23 protein-coding genes are annotated in these 25,218 nt (G+C 35.5%); 2 read left to right on the top strand and 21 right to left on the bottom strand.

Translation table 11 applies throughout. The annotated features are described in order from the left end of the window. Position 1: 1 nt before the first annotated feature. The 16 genes from surE to rpsO form a co-directional block, all read right to left on the bottom strand. Positions 2 to 904, bottom strand: coding sequence for a 5'/3'-nucleotidase SurE (gene surE, locus ACY2RT_RS04790; RefSeq protein WP_490154741.1), 903 nt, complete (start codon positions 902 to 904; stop codon positions 2 to 4). A 211-nt stretch (positions 905 to 1,115) separates the two neighbouring features. After that, positions 1,116 to 1,826 carry a hypothetical protein gene (locus tag ACY2RT_RS04785; RefSeq protein WP_490154740.1) on the bottom strand — a complete coding sequence of 237 codons (711 nt, stop codon included), beginning with the start codon at positions 1,824 to 1,826 and terminating at the stop codon, positions 1,116 to 1,118. Then, positions 1,819 to 2,328, bottom strand: coding sequence for an alpha/beta hydrolase (locus ACY2RT_RS04780; protein ID WP_490154739.1), 510 nt, complete (start codon positions 2,326 to 2,328; stop codon positions 1,819 to 1,821). Before ACY2RT_RS04780 ends, ACY2RT_RS04785 begins: the two co-directional genes overlap by 8 nt. A 94-nt stretch (positions 2,329 to 2,422) precedes the next feature. Next, positions 2,423 to 3,124 (bottom strand): alpha/beta fold hydrolase, encoded by a 702-nt coding sequence (locus tag ACY2RT_RS04775; RefSeq protein ID WP_490154738.1) that lies wholly within the window; start codon positions 3,122 to 3,124, stop codon positions 2,423 to 2,425. Positions 3,125 to 3,286: 162 nt separating this feature from the next. Beyond that, entirely contained in the window at positions 3,287 to 3,841 is a 555-nt protein-coding gene (locus tag ACY2RT_RS04770) for a Crp/Fnr family transcriptional regulator (protein WP_490154737.1), read from the bottom strand. A gap of 188 nt (positions 3,842 to 4,029) precedes the next feature. Further along, positions 4,030 to 7,791, bottom strand: coding sequence for a fibronectin type III domain-containing protein (locus ACY2RT_RS04765; RefSeq protein ID WP_490154736.1), 3,762 nt, complete (start codon positions 7,789 to 7,791; stop codon positions 4,030 to 4,032). 308 nt (positions 7,792 to 8,099) lie between these two features. Next, on the bottom strand, positions 8,100 to 8,657 hold the full coding sequence (locus ACY2RT_RS04760; protein WP_490154735.1) for a hypothetical protein: 558 nt from the start codon (positions 8,655 to 8,657) through the stop codon (positions 8,100 to 8,102). A gap of 141 nt (positions 8,658 to 8,798) precedes the next feature. Beyond that, positions 8,799 to 9,758, bottom strand: a complete 960-nt coding sequence (locus tag ACY2RT_RS04755) for a hypothetical protein (protein WP_490154734.1) — start codon at positions 9,756 to 9,758, stop codon at positions 8,799 to 8,801. Between the two features lie 151 nt (positions 9,759 to 9,909). After that, positions 9,910 to 10,134, bottom strand: coding sequence for a hypothetical protein (locus ACY2RT_RS04750; RefSeq protein WP_490154733.1), 225 nt, complete (start codon positions 10,132 to 10,134; stop codon positions 9,910 to 9,912). Between the two features lie 156 nt (positions 10,135 to 10,290). Next, a complete protein-coding gene (locus tag ACY2RT_RS04745; protein WP_490154732.1) occupies positions 10,291 to 10,815 on the bottom strand; it encodes a DUF4411 family protein in 525 nt (174 codons plus the stop codon). Beyond that, a complete protein-coding gene (locus ACY2RT_RS04740; protein WP_490154731.1) occupies positions 10,802 to 11,911 on the bottom strand; it encodes an ImmA/IrrE family metallo-endopeptidase in 1,110 nt (369 codons plus the stop codon). The genes ACY2RT_RS04745 and ACY2RT_RS04740 overlap by 14 nt, the downstream gene beginning before the upstream one ends. 185 nt (positions 11,912 to 12,096) lie before the next feature. Then, a complete protein-coding gene (locus ACY2RT_RS04735; RefSeq protein ID WP_490154730.1) occupies positions 12,097 to 12,858 on the bottom strand; it encodes a hypothetical protein in 762 nt (253 codons plus the stop codon). Positions 12,859 to 12,894: 36 nt separating this feature from the next. Then, positions 12,895 to 13,617 (bottom strand): hypothetical protein, encoded by a 723-nt coding sequence (locus tag ACY2RT_RS04730; protein ID WP_490154729.1) that lies wholly within the window; start codon positions 13,615 to 13,617, stop codon positions 12,895 to 12,897. Next, positions 13,599 to 14,513: a hypothetical protein gene (locus ACY2RT_RS04725; protein WP_490154728.1), complete on the bottom strand. Its 915-nt coding sequence runs from the start codon at positions 14,511 to 14,513 to the stop codon at positions 13,599 to 13,601. The genes ACY2RT_RS04730 and ACY2RT_RS04725 overlap by 19 nt, the downstream gene beginning before the upstream one ends. A 171-nt stretch (positions 14,514 to 14,684) precedes the next feature. Next, the gene (locus ACY2RT_RS04720) at positions 14,685 to 16,904 is read right to left on the bottom strand and encodes a polyribonucleotide nucleotidyltransferase (RefSeq protein WP_490154727.1); all 2,220 of its coding nucleotides are present in this window, start codon (positions 16,902 to 16,904) and stop codon (positions 14,685 to 14,687) included. Positions 16,905 to 17,101: 197 nt separating this feature from the next. Further along, entirely contained in the window at positions 17,102 to 17,371 is a 270-nt protein-coding gene (rpsO, locus tag ACY2RT_RS04715) for a 30S ribosomal protein S15 (RefSeq protein ID WP_490154726.1), read from the bottom strand. Positions 17,372 to 17,549: 178 nt separating this feature from the next. On the opposite strand from rpsO, the gene ACY2RT_RS04710 reads away from it, so the two are divergent. Then, positions 17,550 to 18,380, top strand: a complete 831-nt coding sequence (locus ACY2RT_RS04710) for a hypothetical protein (protein ID WP_490154725.1) — start codon at positions 17,550 to 17,552, stop codon at positions 18,378 to 18,380. A gap of 42 nt (positions 18,381 to 18,422) precedes the next feature. Here ACY2RT_RS04710 and accD read toward each other — a convergent pair whose 3' ends face one another. The 3 genes from accD to tamL are packed head-to-tail and all read right to left on the bottom strand — an operon-like array spanning position 18,423 to position 22,974. Next, on the bottom strand, positions 18,423 to 19,289 hold the full coding sequence (accD, locus tag ACY2RT_RS04705) for an acetyl-CoA carboxylase, carboxyltransferase subunit beta (protein WP_490154724.1): 867 nt from the start codon (positions 19,287 to 19,289) through the stop codon (positions 18,423 to 18,425). 15 nt (positions 19,290 to 19,304) lie between these two features. Continuing rightward, positions 19,305 to 20,372, bottom strand: a complete 1,068-nt coding sequence (gene fbaA / locus ACY2RT_RS04700) for a class II fructose-bisphosphate aldolase (protein ID WP_490154723.1) — start codon at positions 20,370 to 20,372, stop codon at positions 19,305 to 19,307. A gap of 43 nt (positions 20,373 to 20,415) precedes the next feature. After that, complete coding sequence (tamL, locus tag ACY2RT_RS04695; protein WP_490154722.1) at positions 20,416 to 22,974, bottom strand: translocation and assembly module lipoprotein TamL; 2,559 nt, start codon at positions 22,972 to 22,974, stop codon at positions 20,416 to 20,418. A gap of 36 nt (positions 22,975 to 23,010) precedes the next feature. Here tamL and ACY2RT_RS04690 point away from each other — a divergent pair, with 36 nt between their 5' ends. After that, positions 23,011 to 23,739 carry a TrmH family RNA methyltransferase gene (locus ACY2RT_RS04690; RefSeq protein ID WP_490154721.1) on the top strand — a complete coding sequence of 243 codons (729 nt, stop codon included), beginning with the start codon at positions 23,011 to 23,013 and terminating at the stop codon, positions 23,737 to 23,739. Here ACY2RT_RS04690 and porT read toward each other — a convergent pair. Then, on the bottom strand, positions 23,726 to 24,433 hold the full coding sequence (porT, locus tag ACY2RT_RS04685) for a type IX secretion/gliding motility protein PorT/SprT (RefSeq protein ID WP_490154720.1): 708 nt from the start codon (positions 24,431 to 24,433) through the stop codon (positions 23,726 to 23,728). The genes ACY2RT_RS04690 and porT overlap by 14 nt on opposite strands. Positions 24,434 to 24,435: 2 nt before the next feature. Next, positions 24,436 to 25,167: a bifunctional demethylmenaquinone methyltransferase/2-methoxy-6-polyprenyl-1,4-benzoquinol methylase UbiE gene (gene ubiE / locus ACY2RT_RS04680; RefSeq protein WP_490154928.1), complete on the bottom strand. Its 732-nt coding sequence runs from the start codon at positions 25,165 to 25,167 to the stop codon at positions 24,436 to 24,438. Positions 25,168 to 25,218: the final 51 nt, after the last annotated feature.

Raw genomic sequence — 25,218 nt, 5'->3', positions numbered from 1 at the left:
TCTAATTATTAAACTTTGGAATCAATACTTCCATAGATCTAAGTTTTTCAGACAAATTTTCGTTGTTTTCATTTATGGTCATTGCCGATATGATAATAAACCCCTGCTCTAAGTAATAAACATCATCCTTTGCAGTGCCGGTATTAGGATCACCCTTTGGTGAAAATACCCAAATAGTTTTATTATCCGGTTCGTTCATGTTTTCTCCTAACACTTTTTTAAATTGAAATGCCTTAGGTTGGCCGTATACTATGCGTCTTTCAGAAACTTTTATCCCTTTAATTTTATCAAGCGGCATTTCCGGAAAAGCAACTGTTAAATAACTTTTGGGGTCAATTTTTTTTATAATTCCAGATTTTATGAATTTAGAGATCCATTCCGGGATCATACTAAATGACTTCTCATTGTCATCATCAAATCCTGAAAATGCAATTCCCTGTACTCCCAAAAAAGTAGCCATTCTCACGGCTCCAATGGTTCCCGAAGTGAACCATGCAGGCCCAATGTTTGATCCGCCATTAATTCCAGATAGCACAAGGTCCGGTCTGTCATTGGGAAAAAGACCACTTAAGCTTAATAAAACGCAATCTGCAGGATAGCCGGGCATGGTATAAATTCCAATATTCTTATCATCACTAAAATATTCTGCGGTTATCTCATAAGAGGATCTGTGTTTTCCAAAAGTAATGTAATTGGAGCTTCCTGAGCGATCTTGTGTAGATACTACTACTGATACTCTATTAGTAAGTGGTTTCACGCTCTTGGCCAGAGCTATTAATATGTCTATGTTTTCAATACCATCATCATTGGTAATTAGTATATGATCGAATTTGAAGTTGTTTTGTTGAGAAAAGACCGATAGTGGTACGAAAGATAAAATGATTATATATACGAAGTTTTTCATGATGATCTGTTAATGAGGGTGTTTTGCCATGATTTTTAAAAAACATAGTTTTAAGTAATTAGACTTAGTTTCTTCAATATAGGTTACAGTTTTGATTAAGAAATTGTATACAACGCTCTTGTGTATGGTTTTGTTACTTAGATTGAAGATAGGAAATAAACCAGGTCTTTGTTTAGCAGCAATGGACTAAACGAATTGTTGAATGCTAGTTTTAGTCTTCAATAATATTAAAACTTTTCCGTGAACGCTGAATAAATACACTATCCATTGCTATTATTTTTTGAGTGTGTTGAAGACTCAGCCACTCATCTAATGAATATACGGTTGAATTTTTAAGCATTTCATGATAAAAAATAATGATTTCATTTTTTCTGTCCTCACTGGCCAATCCAACAAACCTCGACATCATTACATGATCTTCTATATGAAAACCTTTATCAGCCAAAAATGATATGGTTTTTGCCCATTCTCCCTTTGGGTTTTCTTTTATGGATTCTTTGGTATCATAGTACCAGGTATTATGTCGATACTTATTCGCTCCTATGAAGTCTGCATTGTCAAAATTATAATTATAGATTAAATCATTTTCAGGTAAGAACCCCTCAAATTGTACAATGAAGAGTTTAATTAAAGAACCTTTTTTATCTGTAGATGCAAATATATACCTTTCACCTGAAGCTATTACTTTGCCTAGTATGTCTTCTGAATATTCTTCTGAATTTGCAATTATTTCAAAATCAAATTTACCAATAAAGCTAAATTCTTCATCTACCTCAATTTTGATTTTTGGAAGCTCATTTGAAGTTAGGACATTATCTTTCACCCAGCGGATTTCAGGCTTTTCTTCAATAGGATCTATTTCTTTTTTTGACTGGCAACCAGCGAGTAGTAAAATGGTCATTAGTACATAGAACCTACTCATTTTGGATGGTGTTAATGAATTCAAAAATATCATCAATTCCTTTTCTTGTAAAACCGGGCAAATGTGAGTTTTCGGGGTAAATTTGATGTTTGGCATTTGGTAAGTATTGAAGCATTTTGGTTCCATACCATTCTGGAGTCCAGGGATCAAATTGACCAGATAAAATTAATACCGGACCATTGTAATTTGACTCTGGCCACTTTCTGTTTTCATAAATTGAATTTACCTTCCAAACCTGGGCCGTTTTAAACGAAACATCGTTAGCATTATAACCGTCTAACCAAGGGTAAATTTTTCCTTGTAACAAAATTATTTCTTCTTTTTCTTCTGATAATTCTTCGCTAATCCACACAGAATAACGCATTCCCATCGCTTGTCCGGAAGGTTCTAAATAGTATTTGATGACATCAGATATACCACTATGATCACTATTTATTAAACTTGAAATTGTTGTTGTAGTTTCCGGAATGGACTCATGTGAACTCATCTTTAAAAGCACCATATCTATAAGTTCATTTTTTGTATACTTATACTTTTTAGAATTAATGGAAACTTCAAAAACAGAATCTTTTATCGTAGCAATATAATCTTCCCATTTAAAATATAGATCTGTAGCATTTGAATAGTGTTTTTACTATTTTCATCAAAGTCCTGTCGATATTTTGATAGGCTTCTTCATCATAATTGCTTTGATGGGGAAGAGGTGAATCCAAAATCAAGGCTTTCGTATTTTCAGGGTATTTTTGGGCATAGGCCTTCATAAGATTACAACTATAAGACATCCCATACAGAATCATCTTATCTAATTGTAGCGTTTTTCTTAGTTCTTCAATATCTTCAACACTTTCTAAGGTATTATAACCATTAAAATCAATGTTCCTGGATGTGAACTTTTCATAACACAATTGTGTTCCTAACATTTTTAGACTATCTAATGATTTACCCCAAAGCCCTTTATTCAAACCAATTATTCGTAAAGAGTCTATTTCAGGACATACTAAAGATGGTTTTGAATAAATGGTTCCTCTTTGTTCATAGACTATAATATCATTATTTTCCCCCCAATGAGTATTAACAACGCCATTTACCATATTTAAAGATGAATTTCCGGGGCCACCGGACATAATCAGTATAGGAACATTATTGCTGCTTGTAGAATCAGTGGTTTTAGATAATATATAAGGTAATTCAATTGAATCTGGAGAGGATGAGCTTCTATTTTCAGGAACAGAAACCCATCCTTGCTTCCATATTCGGGAAGTTTTATTTTTTATTGGAAAGGTGTCAGTTAGAGACACACGGCTATCAGTTAACTTTGTAAGTGACTTTTTTTTGCAGCCAAGAATAAAGATTAAGATTACAAAGGGAATATATTTTTTTAGCATTAAATATTATATATCATAAGCAATATTAACAATAGATAATTCTATTTGCATTCACATTTGTTAATAAATCATATTTTATTTGATACTTTTTATTCTACTCAAACTTTGAGGTGCTACTCCAAGGTAGGATGCTATGTATTTTTGTGGGACCAGATTAAATAATTTTGGATTTTTATCTATAAGATTTTCGTAGCGTGTTTTTAAATCTTTGTTTTGGAAATTTTTGAGTCTTTCTACCAGTTGAAGATAAGCAGCTTCTGCTTTGATTGCCCTGATTTTTTCAAACTTTGGATATTCTTGAAAGAATGACAGCAGGTCACTTTTATTAAATTCGTATACCAAAACATTTGTTAGCACTTCTAAATATAACTCTCCTGATCTACCGGTTAAATAACTCTCATAGTCTGTGGCGAACCATTTTTCCGTAAAAAAGTGATGTGTTACTTCAACACCATCAATTAAGCGATAACCACGGAGTAGACCATTTTTAATAAAAAATAATTTTTCTACTGATTTACCTGAAGAAAGAAGACACTCATTCTTCTTAAATTCTACCAATTTTGCTTTAGCGATGAATAAATCATATTCACTATCTGAAAATTCAATATAAGCTGACAGAAAAGATTTCATAACTAAATAGTATTTATGAGCATAGTAGACAGCTTATAATGTCACAACATTTATTGTTGTTCAGTAAAGATAATCCATTTTACAGCAGTATTCCATAGGCTGTTTATATCTTATAAGTTCTAAATGATTCTACAAATACAAACACCTCCTGAATTCAGGAGGTGTTTGTATTTTCTATTCATTAAAAATTATTCCTTAATAAACTTACGTGTCACGATCCTATTTCCTGAAGTGATCCTCACAAAATAAGTTGCAGACGAAAGTTGAGATACATCAAGACTCGTTCCTTTAACATCTTTAATATGTCTCACAAGCACTCCATACATTGAGAATATCTTAATATCATCAATGTTTTGCCCTAAAGTGTTTATGGTAACCATGGTTCTTGCAGGGTTTGGATAAATTCTGAATTCATCACTGTTGTCATCCAACAAGGTATAGGTTTGTAAAGGATTATGTGCTTTTGTAGCATCCACACAGAAATTAGTAACTTCTGATGAAGCAAAACTACCACCTGTTACAATAACTCCTTCGGAACTTTCAAGCGTGTAAGAACCGTTTCCATAGGAACAACAAATTCCATCACCATAGGTATCTGTGATAGTAAATACGTAATCTCCTGAAGCTAATCCATTAATGTCTTCAACTACAGTTGAACCATCAGGGTTTGCTGTTGAGTAACTGTTACTAGCTACAGTAGTTCCTCCGGAAGTTTGTAAAGTCCATCCGGTTTCTTCCGGATAGTCATCCAATGTAATGGTTAACGTAAGGTCTGCCGCAGCACAGTTATTTGTATTCCCTGTAGATACTGAAATATCATCCACTGCAATATCTGCCTGCCAGGTACTTCCTGTGGCTCTGTTAAAACGCAGTTGAACACTTCCACCTACATAAGTGGCAAGGTCTACATTTGCAGAGTTCCATTGGTTTCCTTGATTTCCGGTCTGGCTCCAGATTGAAGTCCAGGTGCTACCATTATCATCAGAAGCTTCCAAAACAAAAGTTCCCATATCTGCCGCACCATACATATGGTACTGGAACGAGAAGTTAGCTTGTGTTTCTCCACTCAGGTCAAAACAAGGGGAATTTAAAATGGCCTGTATATTAGGATAGTTAGGTGAACTGGCTTCCACATACATATACCAGGAACCGTCTGCTCCGCTTGATGGCCCAGTATTACTGGAAGGGGTTCCTCCGCTGTCACGGGTCCAGTTGATATCATCCCCTGTATCTTGTGTCCAGGCTCCAATTGAGCTTTCAAAACTTTCAGAATAAGGGAAAGAAGAAATTCCTCCGCTACAACCTGAAGTACTATTGGTAGTTACATTTGCAGTATTACTCTGTGCAGATTGGTTTCCGGCAGCATCGTTAGCAACAACATAGAAATTGTAACTGGTTGCAGGGCTTAATCCTGTAACGTTGTAAGAAGTACTTCCGGTATTACCAATCAAAGAACCATTTTGATATACATCATAGCCTGTTACTCCAACATTATCTGTAGAAGCTGTCCAGGACAGGTCTGTAGAAGATGTTGTAGTATTGGAAGCTGTTAAGTTTGACGGAGCACTAGGTGCTTCGGTATCACTTCCTGAAGTTGATACAGAAATAGCATCTACTGCAATATCTGCCTGCCAGGTGCTTCCGGTAGTTCTGTTAAAACGCAATTGAACACTATTGCCTACATAGGCGGCAAGGTCAACATCTGCGATATTCCATTGGTTCCCCTGATTTCCAGTCTGGCTCCAAATGGAAGCCCAGCTATTTCCATCATCATTGGAAGCTTCCAGACTGAAGGTTCCCATGTCTGTTGCACCATACATATGGTACTGAAACGAAAAGGTCGCTTGTGAAGCACCGCTAAGATCAAAACATAGCGAATTTAGAATAGCTTGAATGTTTGGATAGTTTGGCGAACTTGCTTCCACATACATATACCATGAGCCGTCTGCTCCGCTTGATGGCCCTGTATTATTGGAAGGCGTTCCTCCGCTATCACGTGTCCAGTCTATATCATCTCCTGTATCTTGTGACCACGCACCAATAGAAGATTCAAAACTTTCACTATACGGATAAGAAGTAATACCTCCCGTACATGCTGTAACGGCAGTGGTGGTTACATTTACAGTATTACTTTGTCCGGACTGGTTTCCAGCTGCATCTTTTGCAATAACATAGAATGCGTATGCTGTTGAAGGTGACAGACCAGATGCGGTATAACTATTAGTAGCGGCTGTACCTACTACGCTTCCGTTTTGGTATACATCATATCCGGTTACGCCTACATTATCTGTAGAGGCATTCCACGACAGGTCTGTACTGGTAGCTGTAGTATTGGATGCAGCTAAACCTGTAGGGTCAGATGGTGGGTCGTTATCTGGTGTTCCGGTTCCAATTTGAAAAGCAGCCACATGACTTTTTCTAACCACAGAACTACTTCCACTCATATATTCTCCAATATGCCAGAATGTTAGGTCGTCTACCGGGTCAACGGTCAATTGAGCATAATCTCCATATCGACCGTCACTACGGTTATTTTGTGCATTTCCGTTTACAATGGTTTGTTCTGCAACGGTCATAGTGCCCAATGCATCACCTGCCAATCTACCTGTATATCTAAGGGAAGTATAGATCGAGCTGCTTACAATAGTGTAGGCCAGACCAATATTTCCCTGATAATCCATGCTGATACTTCCACAGAAAGTACTGTAGTTAGGTTGGCTATAGGTTCCTTCCTGATAAATGGTCCATGGCTGTCCGTCTGCACTTTGTCTTAACTCGTACCATCTAATTCCGGCTCTGGTATCATTACCGCTAACATCTACAGCGAAGTTCATAACTGCAGAATTATACGTTCCAAAACGCCTGTAGTTGGTCATATACATCATGGTAGCCTGAAGAGCGTCAATATCCGGGCCGTTTCCGGGTTCATCCAGATTTTGAAATGAACCATTGTCAAAAACACTGTCAAAAGACGAAGTGTTGATCTGTTGTGGGGATGAAATTGATGAGTTGGAAGGAGTATTCCAGTCCACACTTATATTCCAGATCTTTAAATGATCCTGAGAAACACCACTCCATGAATCGTCCTGCATATATACAATAGGATGTGGAACACCAACAGGTGGGAGGGAAGTTCCAAGGGCATTGAATCCACCCGGACTGTAAAATCCATTATTAGATGAGCCCGGTAATGGAAAGCCAATAAGTTGTGCATTGACATTTCCTACCAGCATTTCATCTCTTTCCACTGCATAAACCACATCACTTGTGGTAGTAGAACCTTGATCTTTGTTGGCAGTAATATAGTATCCGTCACCCCAGACAGATAGTTTTTCGTAATCCGGAAAACTACCGGTATTAAAACGATAGGTATACCATCCGTCGTTAACCGGATCCGGGCCCTGGCAAACGGCAATTAAAAAACCATTGGGAGAATTACTAAATTCCATAATGATAAACCGGTCTGCAAAGCGGTCATACACCACTACAGGGTCTCCTAATGTTTCTCCCGGGAACAATGTTCCCAATGAAGCTTCCGGAACCAATACATTCCCGCTTCTGTCCAAAATTCCAAAACCGGTATTAAAGGCGTACACATAATGATTTGGGCCTATGGCTCCGGTAGGGTCGTTTAAGACAGTCCCTTGATGTGCAATAAAATCTGTTATGGGTGCTCTCCCCGGAATTGTTTGTACGTTTCGTTGTTGTTCCAATAAAGGATCCGGACCGGCCGGAAGACCCTTTCCCGGAACAAAAGTGTTACTTCCCCTTCTTTTGGGAGGAGCAACATGTTGAAAACCGGCAGCAGAGATAATGTTGTCCATAGAGGATAATGCCGGAATTTCCCTCATATATGCCGCAGAACCATAAGAGGTTGCCTTTTGAGAACCGTCCTGGGCATACAATAGTACTCCGCATAATAATGCGAATGCAAAAAATAGTTTTTTCATGGTAAATAAATTTAAGTTAGTTTTAGTTAAACTTGGGGAGACTCAAATTTAACAAAAATGTAGGAAAAAGACTACTTAATTATAAAATAATTTGCACTTGACCGGATAAACAACTCTTTTAAACCTTGTTGCATGAGATAAAAAAAACACCCCCAAAATTTGGAAGTGCTTTTTATATATTCTAACAATAAGAAATTCTACTACCAACAAATTGGGTGTCCAATGTGTTTGTTTATGGTTTGTTGCTGTAAGCACTAAGATAGAGAAAACCAGTCGCAATGAATTATACACGTTGTTGGCTGTAGTTTTTATTTTCGCGATTCATTCAAATTGGATATATACCATTCTTTTGTGAAATAGCGAGCTTCGTTTTTCAATTCAGGTATTTTGTCAGATTCAACAAACTTATATTTGTAAGTTCCATATTCATAATTGTCATCTTGATAAGCAATTTCGATAATTGAATCATTAAGAATTTTTCCTTTATACCACCAAACCATTGTTTTCATCAACCTTTTTGTCTCACCGTAATTTTCGATAATTATTGAGTCATTTTTAATCCTCCACCAATCAAGCTCCGCATCAATTGATTTTTGAGTTTTAATCAAATTTTGCAATTCATTATGGCTCAATGAAACACTATAGCCTTTATTATTAAAAACAAGAACATTTTTAGAATAATCAATTTTTTTTGAATCAGATAATTGTGCATAAAAGCCATCAGTTCTAAATTTTAAATCAGAATTTTGATAAATAGGTTCTTTGTATGTGTTATATAAATTCTTTTGAATATACCAAGGACCTGTTCCGCAACCGTAAAAAACTAAAGTCAGAATAAAGAGTAGTATATTAATCGGTTTATTCATTTTCTATTATGGTTTGCTCAAATTACTGCCTACGTCTTCGTATATGGTTTTGTTGCGTTAGTACTAAGATAGTAAATTGGAGCAACCCGCCTGAATGACGCAGTCGGGCAGGTGAACTATATACGTTGTTGTGCGTAGTTTTTACTGTAATTTGGAAAGCCACCTTATGCTATTTAAAAGTAAGGATGCATTATTTGCTTTTGGGTCATGTATGGTAACAGGTATTTTCTTTCCTTTTATAATTAAATCTAAACTCCTGAAAATTCCTTGATCCGTAGATATTATTACTCTTCCTGAACCATATTGAAAGCCAATCATTCCTGCATATGAATTAGAGTTTTCTTCAACATCAATACCATTATTGGTTGGCGTAAAATTAATAGTATTATCAGGAAAACGTAAAATGGCATCTTCAGGATTTCTAAATACTGCTGCACCACAATAAAACCTAATATTTTCAGGGAGCGTATTTTTATCTAAACTGCTCGTAAAAACTGGATGCATTTTATTAAGCATTTTGTTAGTTTCGTTCATTAAAAAATGTCCACAATCCCCTCCTTCACTTGTATGGTATTGGTTTTGGTATGCATAACCGTCTCTAAATTTAACGTTAAATGCTTCTAAAAGTGGTAAAGCGCCACTACCTCCTGGAAAATGACTTAAAAAAAGTAAAAGACTACCACCATTAAAAACGTACTTACCAATTGCTTCTACTTCTTCGTTCTTTAGCGGAGATTTATATAAATATTCTTTACTCTCATTATTTTCTAGCTTAATTTTATCATTAGGCATGCCATGAATAATCAACAAATCAGGGTTCGTTGAACTCAAATGAGTTGAGTCTAATCTCTTTTTTGTAAACTGAACATTAAATCCATCACTATCAATAATCCTAAACATTTCTCTGGATGTAATTTTTCCTGATGGAATGGAATATATTGTATTATGTGCTTCATCAATTAGAACTTTTTTGTGATGTTTATTCTTTAAGGACTCAAACTGATAATTAAAAATTGTATCAATTTCGGCTTCTACTGTTCCTTGACCAAAAGATAAAGTTGTAAAAAAGAGTATTGAAATTAAGAAAAAATATTTCATCATAAATGGATTTTAAATTACGCACAATGGTCCCGGCTATGATTTCAGAGTGAAAATTTGATAAAATTTTCCACAGCTACACAGACTTTTAAATAGTATTTGTTTTTGGATGATCAATTCAGCAGTGCTGAATTATTAGCATTGTTAGAGTACATTATTTTCCCCTTTGTTTTTCAATTTCAAGTAACTCAATGGCTTTTGCCAATTCATTTTGGAGTTCTTCGTAACCAATTACTCGCCCAATACCGGAAAGTTCTAAAAAGTGATATCGCAATTGTTGATATAAGGACTCTTTTATTTGGTTCTTAATTTGAAGTACCTCTTCTGTTTGATTCATTCCTTCCAATTGCTTGTAGGTCTTTAATAATTCTGCATTCATACGTTTTGTTTATAAAAAGGCTAATCCCATTCTTTGTCCTGGCCCTTGCTCAAAAATACGGATTAAGTTAATACTTTGAAAGATAGTAAAAATTGTTCTTCGATAATTGGGCTGCGTTGAATTATATATGTCTTTGTTATGACCAGTATAATTGAGTTACGACTTTGAAACAGAAAATTGCAAACCTATGGAATCGAAAAATTGATTTAAATTCATATGTCTAATATCATAATGTCGACAAGCTGCGGGTATTTTAATAGATGAGCGTTCACTCTCTGCACTGACAATCACATAATTCGATTCTTTTCCAAATAATCCTAAATCATTCAATTTTGAAACTAACATTGCAATTAAGTAAATATCTGCTTGATCTTTTTCAGAATCTTCATCAACTAGTTTCGGAAAATTCAATAATATATCTGGAAGTAAATCTAATTGTTCCTGAGTAATTTCTTGGAATGATGATTTAAATGGGGTAATCCATTTTGCTAAAGAATCTTTTTTGCCTTGCTTAGGAACGATTTCATCAAAAACAACCTTGTGCGAAATTAATATACCATCATTAAATAAATCTTCAAGATGTTTCCATAAATCCGGCATAAGCCTTCTTGAATAGTGATTTTGCATTGTGATAAAAGCACTAGAATCAATACAGTAAATAGTATTTCTATTCGAACTCATGTGCTAATCTATTGATTCTTAACCCTAAAGCCCCTGAAGCGTCACTGTAGTTAATTTTCTTATTATCCAGTGCATCAAAGACTAAATTATAAAATGTGTTCCCTCTTTCGGCTCGACTTTTTACCTCTGGTTTTATAATAACTTTTTTTTTCTTTTTCTTTTCCTTATAAGTTGATTTTATGTCTTCTAGTAGAGAGAAAAAGGATAAGTCATTAATCTGTTTTAGGTCTTTCATTCTACGCAAATAAACTTCTCGAGAAACACCTAACATATTTGAATATTTTTTTATTTCTGAAAGGTTTCTTGTTTCAATAATAGTATTTGCTGGTATTAGAAATTCTGCAGCAAAGCTATTGCACTCAAACTCCTCTTGTATTTTAGTTTGAGTATTTGTAAAATCCATAAGACACATACCTGATGTATGACGAAGAATATGGCCTAATTCATGAAAGAGAGTAAAAACTCTGCCATAGTATGAGTGGTTACTATTAGTTACAATTGAGTAAGGAATTTTGTCTGTTGTACAAAAACCTTGAATTTCATTCATAGGCATGGAAAATTGAAAAACCAATATTCCAAGTTTCTCTTCTATAGTGTTCCTCCAATTTCTATAAGTCTCATTAGCAGATTTCCATTGTATTTGTTCATCAATCGAAACCTCAAGTTTAGAACGAAGCCAATTTGCTAAATCATCTTGTTCAAGATTTAAACTCGTGAGTTCATTGTGCCATGAGTATTTACTTTTCCAATATGTTTCACCTTCAATTTCAAGAGCAAACTTTTGAAATCTATTCATTCTTCTTAGAGCGAGTAAAGTTTTCTTAGAGAGTTGACTATTGTTAGGTGATAAATTTCTAAAATCTCTAGGTTTTTTTGACTTTTCAGGAACATTCTCTAAAAAGAAAACAGCAACTTGCCTTTTATAATAGTTAGCTATTCGCTTTAGTTTTCCAAAAGGAATATTTTTACCATCTACTTCCCAACGTTCATATTCATCTGAACTGATTTTTTGAGATATTTCCTTGACTGAATAGCCAGATTCTAAACGAGCCCATTTTAAAATTTCGGGATTGATATTTACTATTAATCTTGACATATGCTTCTAAAGATAATCTATTAGGTTTAATATAGTATTGGCTAAAACGATTTTGTATATGAAAAGTGCTTTTATTGATAGCATAAATCTTTCAGTCGTAATCGTTTGGTATTAAAAGTAGGGGAGAAGCCAAAGATAGCCAAATCTTGAGCAATTTTTATATACGTTTTTAGCAGTTGCCTTTTCTATATTTGATTTGTATCAATTGCTATGTCTAAAAGTTTCAAACATTCTTTAATTTTAAAACCATAAATGAGTTTAGTATTTGTATGTACCTTACAAGCTAAAGCAATTAGTCTACCTTTTGTATCAATAATTGGCGCACCACTACATCCTTCATAATCTTCTTTTGATTTAATAACTTTAGGTGCTAGAAATTTATGAAAGTATTTATTTGATTTGTGGTATTTCAGATTGTTTTTTAAGGTGGGTTGCATTTTTAAATATTTTCCATCGTATTTATGTTTTATTTTTCCATAAAAGCCATAGGTAAAATCTTTGTCAGGTTCAATTATACTTTCCGATTTTAAGTACACTTTACTACCTCTTTCTACTTTCATAAAACCAAAATCAATTTCAGGTTGCAAAAGTTGCGGTAGGTTTTCAATTTTTGAAAATGTTATATCCAGTCTTTCTCCTCCTTTTTCAATCATTTCTAAAAGTTCTTCTGCGTCAGTGTTTTCTGTAATTTTTAATAAATCAAAAAACATAAATTCACCAATTGGAACTATCAACATCGTTTCATTGTCTGGTGGCAAGTTTGTTTCAAGATATATACTTAAATTTTGATACTTAATATTATGAAAAACTGAAACTAAATAAAATTTCCCCCGATGTTGAATTATACAGCCTGTTCCGAAAACTTCTGGTTTTATATGATTAGGATTTGCAGCAAATAATTGGATGCTAGATAAAACCATTAATTCTTCTGCGTATAATTCTTTCATATTAATTTTTGAGAGCTTTTTTATATTTATACTTTTTTATTTAAAATATGGGTGCTGAATAATAGATTCATTCCCTTCTTCATCTTTATAATTGAAAGAAAAAGGTTCGTATGTTTCTGAAAAATAATTTTTTAGTTGGTTTAATGTTATCGCTTTGTATTTTCCATTAAACATATAGAATGTTGGTGTATTAATAAAAAATAGTCCTTCAACCTCAAAGTTTGAAATGTCCAAATCTTTGATTTTATAAATTATTTTCAAATGTTCTTGTAGAATAACTTTGTTGTTAGATATCCAATTGATTTTTTTTAATAATTGTGGCTCATATTTATTGATAAAATTAGTGTTGTCTGTTCTATAGCCAACAGCTTCGTATTTTGACTTATTGTATTTTGAATCAGCAACAATTATTTTTTTTCTATGCTCATTTATAACGATAAAATCGATTTCTCCAGCTAATTCATTATCGATTCTTATGTTATCGGTTCCGGGTCTTTTAAAAGACTTTATGTTTCTACAAAAGCGAAGTTTATGATGTTTTAGAATATCTTCAATTTTATCTTCTAATATAGAATCGTGCTCGTTTCCTTTTCGACTCATATATCTTACCATACACTTGTTATCTCTCCACTCTTTTGGTATTGTATTCCAACTAATTGCATTGGTCGCTAAAACATATATACTCTCAGCAAATTTTCCTTTTCCTATCAAAGCACGTTCAACACTTTCGATTGTATATATCAGAATAGGTCTGTACATATACCTTTCTGTCGAAATGGTTTTAGAATAACATCTTCAATTGACATTTTATTTTGTCTTGAAAGAGATAAGCCATTATAAAAACACTCTGCTGTTAACTTATCTATTTTATAATAATTCATTAAATTAATTGGCAAGACATAAGGTTCAATTGTTTGAAATATTGAGTCGCTAAAGTGCTTTTTTATTTCAAAAATTAGGTCGCCTGCAAAGTCATAATCAATATCAAAACATTTGTTGATGGCAGTTTTTAGTTCTTCAACTGCATTTTCCTCAAAAGCACCATTTGCATAGTCTCCTTCTAATTTTAGAAAAAGGTTATTATAAGATTCTTCAAAGTGTTTTTTCCAATAAACTCCAATATGTTCATCTTGGTTAAAGTTTATTTTTTGTGCATTTCCAATCATTTTTTGGTAAGAAATGTAATCGGCAAATGTATATATCCAAGTTCCAAGATAAAATAGTTTTTGAATTTTTTCATCCATTCTAAAAACATCTTGACCTGTTGGGAATTTTCCACTTTTTAAGTCTATATCACAACCTTGTTCCAAGATCAGTTTTAGAATTCGTCTATAACGTGAAAAGTCAACTTCATTAATCTCTCCAAATGGTAAACCACCTCTTGTTTTAACTAAAAACTCTTGAGATTCTTCATTTAAGTAGAAAACATAATTGAAAAAAGAAATACTCATTTCTTCAAAGATTAGGAATTTGAATTCATCTACGAGATACTGGAAACAATCTAATAGAATTTTCTCGACTTCAGTGTGTTTAGTAAATTCATTCTTACCATATTTTTCTATAATATATTTTGAAAGAGTTGTCCAATAGATTTCACGGTAATTTTCGTATTCGTAACTTAAAATTAAATTACCATCAATTTTTACTCTTGCCATTCACTATTAGTGTTTTAGGTTACTGCTAACTTGTTATATTGCAACATTTATTACTGTTATCCTGTAAAGATAAATTATTTTAAAGCACTATCCCATAAACAAAAAACGCCTCCCAATTAAGGAGGCGTTTTTATACTTAGGGTAAGAGATTCTCGCTTTCGTGGGAATGCATTAGTCTCTTTTTTTATCTCTATCACGATTTCTATTATCTCTACCGCGATTATCTCTTCCTCTGTTGTCATTACGAGGTGGTCTTTCCTTATAACCTTCCGGTTTTGGCAATAGTGCTTTACGCGATACTTTTTCCTTACGGGTTCTAGGGTCGGTTCCAAAGTACTTGACATCAAAAACATCGCCCATGTTCACGACATCGCTCACATTTTCGGTGCGTTCCCATGCCAGTTCAGAAACGTGTAACAATACTTCATTACCGGGAGCATCCATATATTCAACTACAGCGCCAAAATCCAACATTTTGATCACTTTCACTTCGTACACACTTCCTACTACCGGCTTAAAGGTAATAGAGTCGATCTTTGCCAATACAGCATCGATGCCATCCTGATTTGTACCAAGGATCTCAACGATTCCCTCTTCGGTTACAGGGTCTTCATTGATCACGATGGTAGTACCCGTTTCTTTTTGTAGTTCCTGGATCACTTTTCCACCCGGCCCGATCAAAGCACCAATATATTCGTTCGCAATGGTAGCAGTAACCATTTTTGGAGCATGTGGCTTCACATCTGCATTAGGTTGAGCGATCGTATCGGTCAATTTTTCAAGAATATGTATTCTGCCGGCAGCAGCTTGTTTTAATGCATTTACCAGGATCTCATACGAAAGTCCTTTTACTTTAATGTCCATCTGGCAGGCAGTAATTCCGTCTGCTGTTCCGGTTACTTTAAAGTCCATATCTCCTAAGTGGTCTTCATCTCCTAAAATATCACTTAATACAGCATATTTTCCAGTTTCTCCATCAGAGATCAATCCCATGGCAATTCCTGAAACTGGCTTTACCAATTGTACCCCAGCATCCATTAGTGCCATGGTACCACTGCATACAGTTGCCATAGAAGAAGAACCATTAGATTCTAACACTTCAGAAACAACACGTACCGTATATGGGCAATCTTCCGGGATCATCCCTTTTAAGGCACGTTGTGCCAGGTTTCCGTGACCAATCTCTCTACGTGAAGTTCCTCTTATGGGTCTTGCTTCACCTGTAGAGAAAGGAGGGAAGTTATAATGCAGGTAAAAAGTTTCTTCACCTTCAAACGATGGCATATCTATTTGGTTAGCTTCTCTTGAAGTTCCCAAAGTAACAGTTGCCAATGCCTGTGTTTCTCCTCTTGTAAAGATAGAAGAACCGTGTGTAGATGGTAAATAATCTATTTCACACCAGATAGGGCGGATCTCATCGGTCTTTCTTCCGTCCAAACGCAAACCTTCATTTAAGGTTAGATCACGAATGGCCGCTTTTTCGGCTTTTCGGTAATATTTAGAAATCAAGTCGCCAAGATCTTCTAATTCTTCTTCAGAAAAAGTAGCTTTAATTTCTTCTTTTATTTCTGAAAAGGCAGCACTTCTTTCATGTTTAGCAGACCCTGCTTTTGCGATAGCATATACTTTATCGTATGCCATATCGTGGATCTTTTTAGCCAATTCTTCATCTTCTCTTTCCGGCTCATATTCCCGAACTTCTTTCTTTCCGAAAGCTTCGGCTAATTTTATTTGCGCTTCACATTGTTTTTTAATGTGATCGTGAGCAAATTGAATGGCTTCTACCATTTCTTCTTCGCTGATCTCTTTCATTTCGCCTTCCACCATCATTACAGAGTCGATTGAAGCACCGATCATCATATCGATATCAGATTCTGCTAGTTGAGCTCTGGTAGGGTTGATAACGAACTTGCCGTCTACACGTCCTACTCTTGCTTCGGAAATAGCACACTCAAAAGGGAAGTCGGATAATTGAATAGCTGCTGAAGCTGCCAATCCTGCCATTGCATCCGGCATTACATCATCGTCATGAGACATTAATTGGATCATCACCTGTGTTTCCGAATGATAATCTTTTGGGAATAGTGGACGTAATACACGGTCCACTAAACGCATAGTTAACACTTCACCATCACTGGGTCTTGCTTCTCTTTTAAAGAAACCTCCCGGATAACGTCCTGAAGCTGCGAATTTTTCACGGTAATCTACCGTCAATGGAAGGAAGTCCAGATCTTTTTGTTCGTAATTGGAAACTACAGTACATAGTAACATGCACTTTCCAGATTGCACAACAACAGAACCATGTGCCTGTTTTGCTAATTTTCCGGTTTCAATAGAGATCTCTCTACCGTCGCCAAGGTCTATGACCTCTTTAAATACTTTTGGTATCATTTTGTTTTTCATTTTTGCCCATATCATATGAGCGTTTACATTTGGTCAGCGATCGTCAATCGATCGAGGGTTGTGTTGTTGTGTGTGGTTGTTGACCAATGAAAAACCTAAGGGTAGCTTTTCTATGTGTTTCAGAATTAAAATTCTGAAAAAAATATATAAAAAGTAAAATGGGACACCAAAGCGTCCCATTTTTATTACTTACGTAATCCTAATTCTTTAACGATTGCACGATACCTCATAATGTCTTTCTTCATAAGATAATCCAGCAATGATCTGCGCTTTCCTACTAACTTCACTAAAGAACGCTCTGTGTTATAGTCTTTGTGATTTGCTTTAAGATGTTTTGTTAAATGATCAATGCGGTACGTGAATAATGCGATCTGTCCTTCTGCAGAACCGGTGTCGGTCTTAGACTTTCCGTGTTTTGCGAAGATCTTTTCTTTTTCTTCTGGTGCTAAATACATGCCAATATTATTTAAATGATTTTTATGTACAAATTACCTCTTTGGTAATCAAGCGGCAAAAGTACAAAAATCTATTTAATATCAAGGTAATACCGACTCCTTTTCTTACAAAGTGTATACGAAATCAGGTCTTTTTCCGTTTTTAAGATCGTAATAACATAAATTATAAATCATACTTATGGAAACTCTAATAAAGAAAATCGCCCTGTTTTCTTGTTGTATCGCAAGCATTTTTATAACAAGTTGTAGTTCAAATGACGATAGCGGTACAATAGATGTTAATTATTCGGCAGAAGATTCGGCCCGTGCGGCACAAGCCGACATTATTGTGGAGAATACATTTAATATTATGGAGAACGGTTATGACGAGGCTGAAGAAACCAAAAGTGGTATTATTTCACTCTTTCCTTCCTGTACAATTATTACGATCACGCCCAATGGTGATGGTGGTACTATTGTATTGGACTTTGGAACATCCTGCACATTGAATAACGGAAGCGTGGTTTCCGGAAAGATCAATCTGGAATATGGCGGTATTGTAAACGGCACCCGAACCATCAATTACACTTTTGAAGAATATACCTATAATGGACATGGAGTAACAGGAGGAGGTGAGATCGTACGTGATATTGAGAATGATAATGGTAATCCGTCCTCTACCGTAAATGAGACGATCACGGTTAGTTTTTCAAATACTAATATTACGGCTACCCGGGTTGGTTTACGTGTTGCTGAATGGATAGAAGGTGTTGGAAGTGGTACATGGACAGATAATGTCTATAGTATTACCGGAAACTGGAACACTACATTCTCAAATGGATTTACCCGAAGTGGTGAAGTCACACGGCCACTCATTAGGAAATTATCTTGTATCTATTTGGTGAGTGGTACTTTAACCATTTCTCAACAAGCACTTACCGGAACTTTGGATTTTGGTGATGGAACCTGTGATAATAAAGCAATACTTACTTTTAACGGACAAGAATATACTATTCTTCTGGGACTATAGTACAATATTATATAAAAAAGCCGCTTTGAGAAGCGGCTTTTTTTATGCGGTTTTTTCTCTAAGCGGCCTGTTTAATATGAGGTCCAGATAGAGATTGATTTTTCGTTTCAGGTTTTTACGGTGAGAGATGAAATCTAGAAATCCATGTTCCAGTAAAAATTCTGAAGTCTGAAAGCCTTCAGGTAATTCTTTACCGGTTGTATCACGTACAACTCTTGGACCTGCAAAACCAATTAATGCTCCCGGTTCGCCTATGTTTATATCTCCCAGCATGGCGAAAGAAGCTGTGGTACCCCCGGTGGTCGGGTCTGTACATAGAGAAATATAAGGAATTCCTGCATCTGAAAGTTGTGCAAGTTTAGCACTTGTTTTTGCCAGTTGCATTAAGGAAAGTGCAGCTTCCATCATACGGGCACCTCCACTTTTTGAGATCATTAAAAATGGAATTTTCTTTTTTAGGGAATAGTCGGCTGCACGTGCAATCTTTTCACCTACAACACTTCCCATAGAACCACCTATAAAACTGAAGTCCATAGAAGCAATTACAATATTTTCTCCCATGGATTTGCCAACGGCAGTGCGTACAGCATCCTTTAATCCGGTCTTTTCCTGTGCATCTTTTAAGCGGTCTGTATATTTTTTACTATCCTCGAATTTTAAAGGGTCTTTAGAAGCCAGACCCTTGTCCAGTTCTTTAAATTCGTTGTTATCAAATAATATTTCGAAATATTCTTTACTGCCTATTCGAACGTGATAACCGTCTTCCGGACTAACATAAAAATTGGCTTCCAACTCATCAGAATCTACAATTTTCCCGGTAGGGGATTTATACCAAAGTCCTTTAGGGACATCTTTCTTCTCTTCGGTGGGAGTTTGAATCCCTTTTTTTGTTCTTTTAAACCAAGACATATTGTTGGGTTTCGTTTATAATGTGTTTACGTTGTTCAAGTCTTGAAAAGCTTGTTCTAATCGTTTCTTGAATGTAAGCTCACCCTCGCGTAACCATTTACGGGGGTCGTAATGTTTTTTGTTGGGAGCATCAGCTCCTTCCGGATTTCCTATTTGGGTTCTAAGGTAATCAATATTGTTGACCATATAATCTCTAATTCCTTCATTGAAGGCAAATTGCAAGTCGGTATCAATATTCATTTTTATCACACCATAGCCAATGGCCTCTCGAATTTCTTCCAGCGTGGAACCACTTCCGCCGTGAAAAACAAAATCAATTGGGTTATGTCCCGTATTGAATTTATTCTGAACATAATCCTGAGAGTTTTTAAGGATGACAGGAGTTAGCTTCACATTTCCGGGTTTGTAAACACCGTGCACATTTCCAAAGGCAGCAGCTACTGTAAACTGATCACTGACTTTCATCAATTCCTCATAAGCATAGGAAACTTCTTCAGGTTGTGTATATAATTTTGAAGAATCTACATCTGTATTATCCACCCCGTCTTCTTCACCTCCCGTAATACCTAATTCTATTTCTAATGTCATTCCCATTTTACTCATTCGCTCTAAATAGCGTTTTGAGATTTCAATGTTTTCTTCAATGGGTTCTTCAGAAAGGTCTAACATGTGGGAGCTATATAAGGGAACTCCGGTTTCTTTGAAATGTACTTCGCCCGCATCCAGTAAACCATCCACCCAGGGCAATAATTTTTTTGCACAATGGTCTGTATGAAGAATAACGGTAGCACCATATAATTTGGCCAATTCGTGAATGTGTTTTGCTCCGGCAACACCACCGGCAATGGCAGCTCTTTGATTTTCATTGGAAAGTCCTTTCCCTGCATTAAAGTGGGCACCTCCATTAGAAAATTGAATAATTACCGGGGAATTTAAAGTTGTGGCAGTTTCCATTACCGTATTAATACTATTGGAACCAACCACATTAACAGCTGGCAATGCAAATCCTTTTTCTTTAGCGAATTTGTGTATTTTTTGAACTTCTCTTCCCGTTGCAACACCGGGTTGAATAGAATGACTCATAGATCGATCGATTAGGAAAGCAAAAATAACAAAATTTAATGGTTTAGAAGGGATAGTTGATCCCTATGTTATAAACTGCATTTGCAAAATTATAGTCTTTAAACCAACGTTCTCCTATTGGCCTTGCAGGGTCATGGGTTTTAAAGCCAACATCAAAACGAAAAACAAAGAATCCAAAATCATAACGGATCCCCAAACCTGAAGCAACTGCTATTTCTTTAAGGTCTTGAATACCTTCAAATTTAAATTCCGGAGCTTCAATTTCGTCAAAGACATTCCAAATGTTACCGGCATCTACAAAGAAAGCACCTTTAAAATCCCCTAAAATAGTATACCTGTACTCACCGTTTAAGGCAATTTTAAAATTAGCTTCATTGAAATCTAATATACTTCCACTACTACCGGGCCCCAGGTCGTATGCCCGCCATCCACGATTATCATTAGTGCCTCCCGCAAAATAACTACGGGTAAAAGGAATGCTATTACTATTGCCGTACGGAATAGCGATCCCACCAAAGGCTCTTATGGCAAAAATGTTATTATCATTAAGTTCCCAATGCCTGATATATTCTGCTTCTGCTTTTGCATATTGTGAAAATACAACTCCAAGAGTTTTATAATTACCATCTTCATTTTTATCGAAACCGGCAATATTTGCAATTCCCGAAAGTAAATTCCCTGCAACCTCTACTTTCCAACGTGTTCTTGAAAAACTATTGTCAAAGATATTCTCCCTGCTATCCCTTACCCAGGTGAAGTTGGATGCAAAAATCAGATTGTTTTCAGTAAGGCGAAACCGTCTTTCGGCAATACTCAATACTTCCTGAAAATTATCATCGGAAACATTCGGGTCACCTTCGGTTAAAACATAACTGATAAACTCATTGGTCTCTGTTGGGATTTCCAGCATCGGGTCTGTAGAGGGATTATTAAAATCATACCCTACTTCCTGTGCAATTTCATTGAGTCGATTGTAAGAGCTTTGATATACATTGAAATAATTATCAATATTCAAATTGCGTACATATTGAATGTTCATTAAATCAATTTGGTTACTTCTAATTTTTGAAGGTTTCCAATTATAATTAAAAACTGCATTGAAATTTTGCCTGTCCAGTCCAATATTATTTTGCGCATTGGCACCCAAGCTCATACTGGTAAAAGGCGACATATATTTGGGAATTATTTTATTTGTATTAATTGGAAACAAAATACGTGGCAGTGTTAGCTTTACATCACCTCCAACTTCTGAAATATTAAAAAACTGACTGTCACTGTCTGCGGCATCTTTAGATGACCCCACATTTCCACGGCCGGAAATTTCTAAAGTTTCTGCTCCCCTGAATACATTTCTGGTAAGTAATGTAGCACTAAAACCCATTCCAAATTGTTGAATAGGGGAAGGAAAGGGAATTACATCAAAATCTGCTTGTAAGGTATATTTCTTTTGAGGGGTTAACAACACAGTGGCAATAAGTCCTGTACCGGTAGTATCTTTGGGATCTTCCTGATAGGATATGTTAGGGTATTTAAAGATACGGAGATTACTTATTTGGTTATAGGTGAGAGTTCTGTCTATATCTTTAAAGATCTTATCCGGAGCAATGGAAATTGCATCGGTAATTGCTTTGGGTCTGAACTTTAGGTCATCATAACTATATAGCTTATAACCATTATAGGAAGCAGAATCTTTCAATTTTTTATTTCTGTTAGTGTAGCTATAATCTGTTACAATGCGAACCTCATTGATTTTATGTATTTTGAAGGGTTCGGTACGTGTGCTGTCTCCATTGGTAATCTTACGGTCAGGAATAATTAGGGTCATATTGGCCTTATGTCCTGTTTGTACAGTATCCCCTTCAAAACCAACATAATCTTGATCAAAATAATACAGGCCGGAATTTCTAAATTGAATGGTTAGTCTGTCGCGTTCGTTTACAAAATCATTGGCTGCATATTGTTTGCCTTTCTTTATAAATGAATTCCTTTTTGTTTCCTGATATAAAGAATCTACCACCGGGGAGCTTATTTTTTCAGAAATGGAATCTATAAAATATGGCTGATAACGCTTCACATTATAGGTTATAGAAGCTCTTTTTTCTTTCTTTTCATTTTTATTGATCGTATAATCTGCCTGGGTGTTAAAATATCCAAAACTTGAATAATATCTTTTTAAACGATTTATTGATTTATTGATTTTATCTTCATCGATCACTACAGGAGCATCCCCCGATTTCTGCAACCATTTATTAAAACCTATATAGCTGTTGCCAAGTTCATCGACTTGTTTTTGGGAAAGAAAGCGTACCAGGCGTTCTTGTCTTTTTGGATTTTTATGTAACCAACGCTGGAAGGTGGAATCCGGACTGGGGTTTGCCAAATTGTAGATGTAAATTCCAATGGGAATCCCCAATACCTTTGAGTTTGGACGTTGTGACAGCTGGCTGTACACTTTTGTATCTTTAATTTTAACACTGTCTACAACAACTGTATTTTCGGTTAGTAAGAATTTATCATCATCAACACGTTTTACAGCGTTACAGGAAAATAGGAATATCGTTAATCCTAAAAATAGTGATATTTTTGTGAGGGTTTGGGTCAATCGTATGGATTTACTTCAATTCAAAAATACTATATTTTGGTAAGTAAAGGTCAAATAAAATTAATAACGAGTTTACAACAAAAAAAGTACCGAGATAAAACCGGACTTTTTGTTGCTGAAGGTCCGAAAGTTATTGCTGAATTTCTAACAGCCGGATTACAACTGCATTCTCTTTTTTCTACAGAAAAGACCTTAAAGCCTTCTGAAAATCATTTTCAGGTTACAGAAACAGAGCTCCAGAAATTAAGTTTTCTGAAGACTGCCAATACTTCATTGGCGATTTTTGAGATTCCTGAACAAAAAGAAATAAGTGACAAAGGATTAATAGTGGCTCTGGATGCTGTCCGTGACCCGGGGAATTTGGGTACTATTGTTCGACTGTGTGATTGGTTTGGAGTGACGCAACTGATATGTTCAAAGGATACAGCAGACTGCTACAATCCAAAAGTCATACAGGCAACCATGGGCTCTATTGCAAGAGTTCAGCTTAGGTATGTTGTTCTTTCAGAATTTTTAAAAAATACTTCTTTACCGGTTTATGGTGCTTATATGCAAGGTGTTAATGTGTATTCTAACAGAATGCCAGAAGAAGCCATTGTAGTGATGGGTAATGAAGCTAATGGAATTTCTGAAGAGGTCACGGCATTAGTACGGGAAAAAATCACTATCCCACAATTTGGAGAACAGCATGATGCCGAAAGCCTGAATGTGGCAACGGCAACGGCAATTTTGTTAAGTGAATTCAGGCGGTTTACTGAAACGTAAAATTGACAAAAATACCTCTGGTTGCCATTGTCTCTATATTGCTTGTCCAGGGGCTATTGGGGTCTGCATCCTTAACTAATTCATCACTCATAGCAAACACTCCACGAATTGAAGGCGTAAACTTAAAGTAGTATAGATAGAAGTCTATCCCAAACCCAAGTTCGTAATAACTTGTGCTATTGGTCATTCTAAATTCTCCATTTGAATTATCATCAGGGTTCTTCTGGTTGCTTGATAAATTGAGCGATGTGGAAATCCCGGCGACAATAAAAGGACGGATATTGTTCAATCTTTTAGTAGATAGTTTTACCAGTAAGGGAACGTGAATATAGGTTGATTTCACTTCCCGTAAAAAATCCTTTTCTTCTTCAAACCCCGGAAACGTAAGATTTCGTTGGGTATAATACAGCCCTGGTTCTAACCGTAGATTTACATGATTATTGATACGCATATCACCAATAAGCCCTACATTGAATCCGGATTGTCCTTCTACAAGCACATCGGTATTGGCATCTGTATTCTGATCGATATAATCGAACTTAAAATCATAAGCATTAAAGCCTAAAAAATAACCCCAGGTAAGAAAACGATTGTCAAAATTTTCCAGATTTGCCAATCTCTCTTTGCTGAATAATTGTGCTTGTACACTTTGTGCAAACAAAATAATTGCTAATACAAAAAATAATTTCTTCATAATTATTTGGTGGCGTTATAAATTGTAGCCACGCCAAAAGTTTGTGGTTTATTTTTCACCTCTATAAACCCTATTTTTCTTAAAATATTGTTGAGTTTTTCTCCATAGGGAAAAACAGAGGCACTTTCGCTTAAATATTTGTAGGCTACTTTATCTTTTGAAAAGATTTTACCAATAAAAGGTAATAAACCTTTACAATAAAAAAAGTATCCTTGTCTAAAGGGAAATTTTGTTGGAACCGAGGTTTCCAGAATAACAAATAACCCATCAGGCTTTAATACCCTGTAAATTTCTGAAAGCCCTTTTTCCAGATCTTCAAAATTTCGTATCCCAAAAGAGACTGTTATTGCTTCAAACGAGTTGCTTTCAAAAGGCAAAGCTTCAGAATCTCCTTTTATAAATTCTATGGTATTTTTAAGAGAAGTACCCGAAACCTTTTTTCTTGCGATACTAAGCATTCCTTCGGAAAGGTCCAAACCTACAATTTTTGAAGTATTTGTTTTTTCAGCAAATTTAATAGCAAGATCTCCGGTTCCTGTAGCAATATCCAGAATTGTATCCGGTTTTTTTTCAGTCACCATTTTAATGACTTTTTTTCTCCATTTGTTGTCTGTTCCCAATGAAATTAAACGGTTAAGCCCGTCGTAATTACCGGAAATTGTATCAAACATTTGCTCAACCTGTTTCTTCTTGTTGAGATTGGAATCTTTATATGGTTTTACTTTCTCACTCATAGTAAATAGCGGCTGCAAAGCTACCATTTTTTTACAATTTGTAAACTAATC

The sequence above is a fragment of the Ulvibacter sp. 2210JD10-4 genome, assembly GCF_058148525.1.
This window is presented reverse-complemented; position numbering and strand designations above follow the sequence as displayed.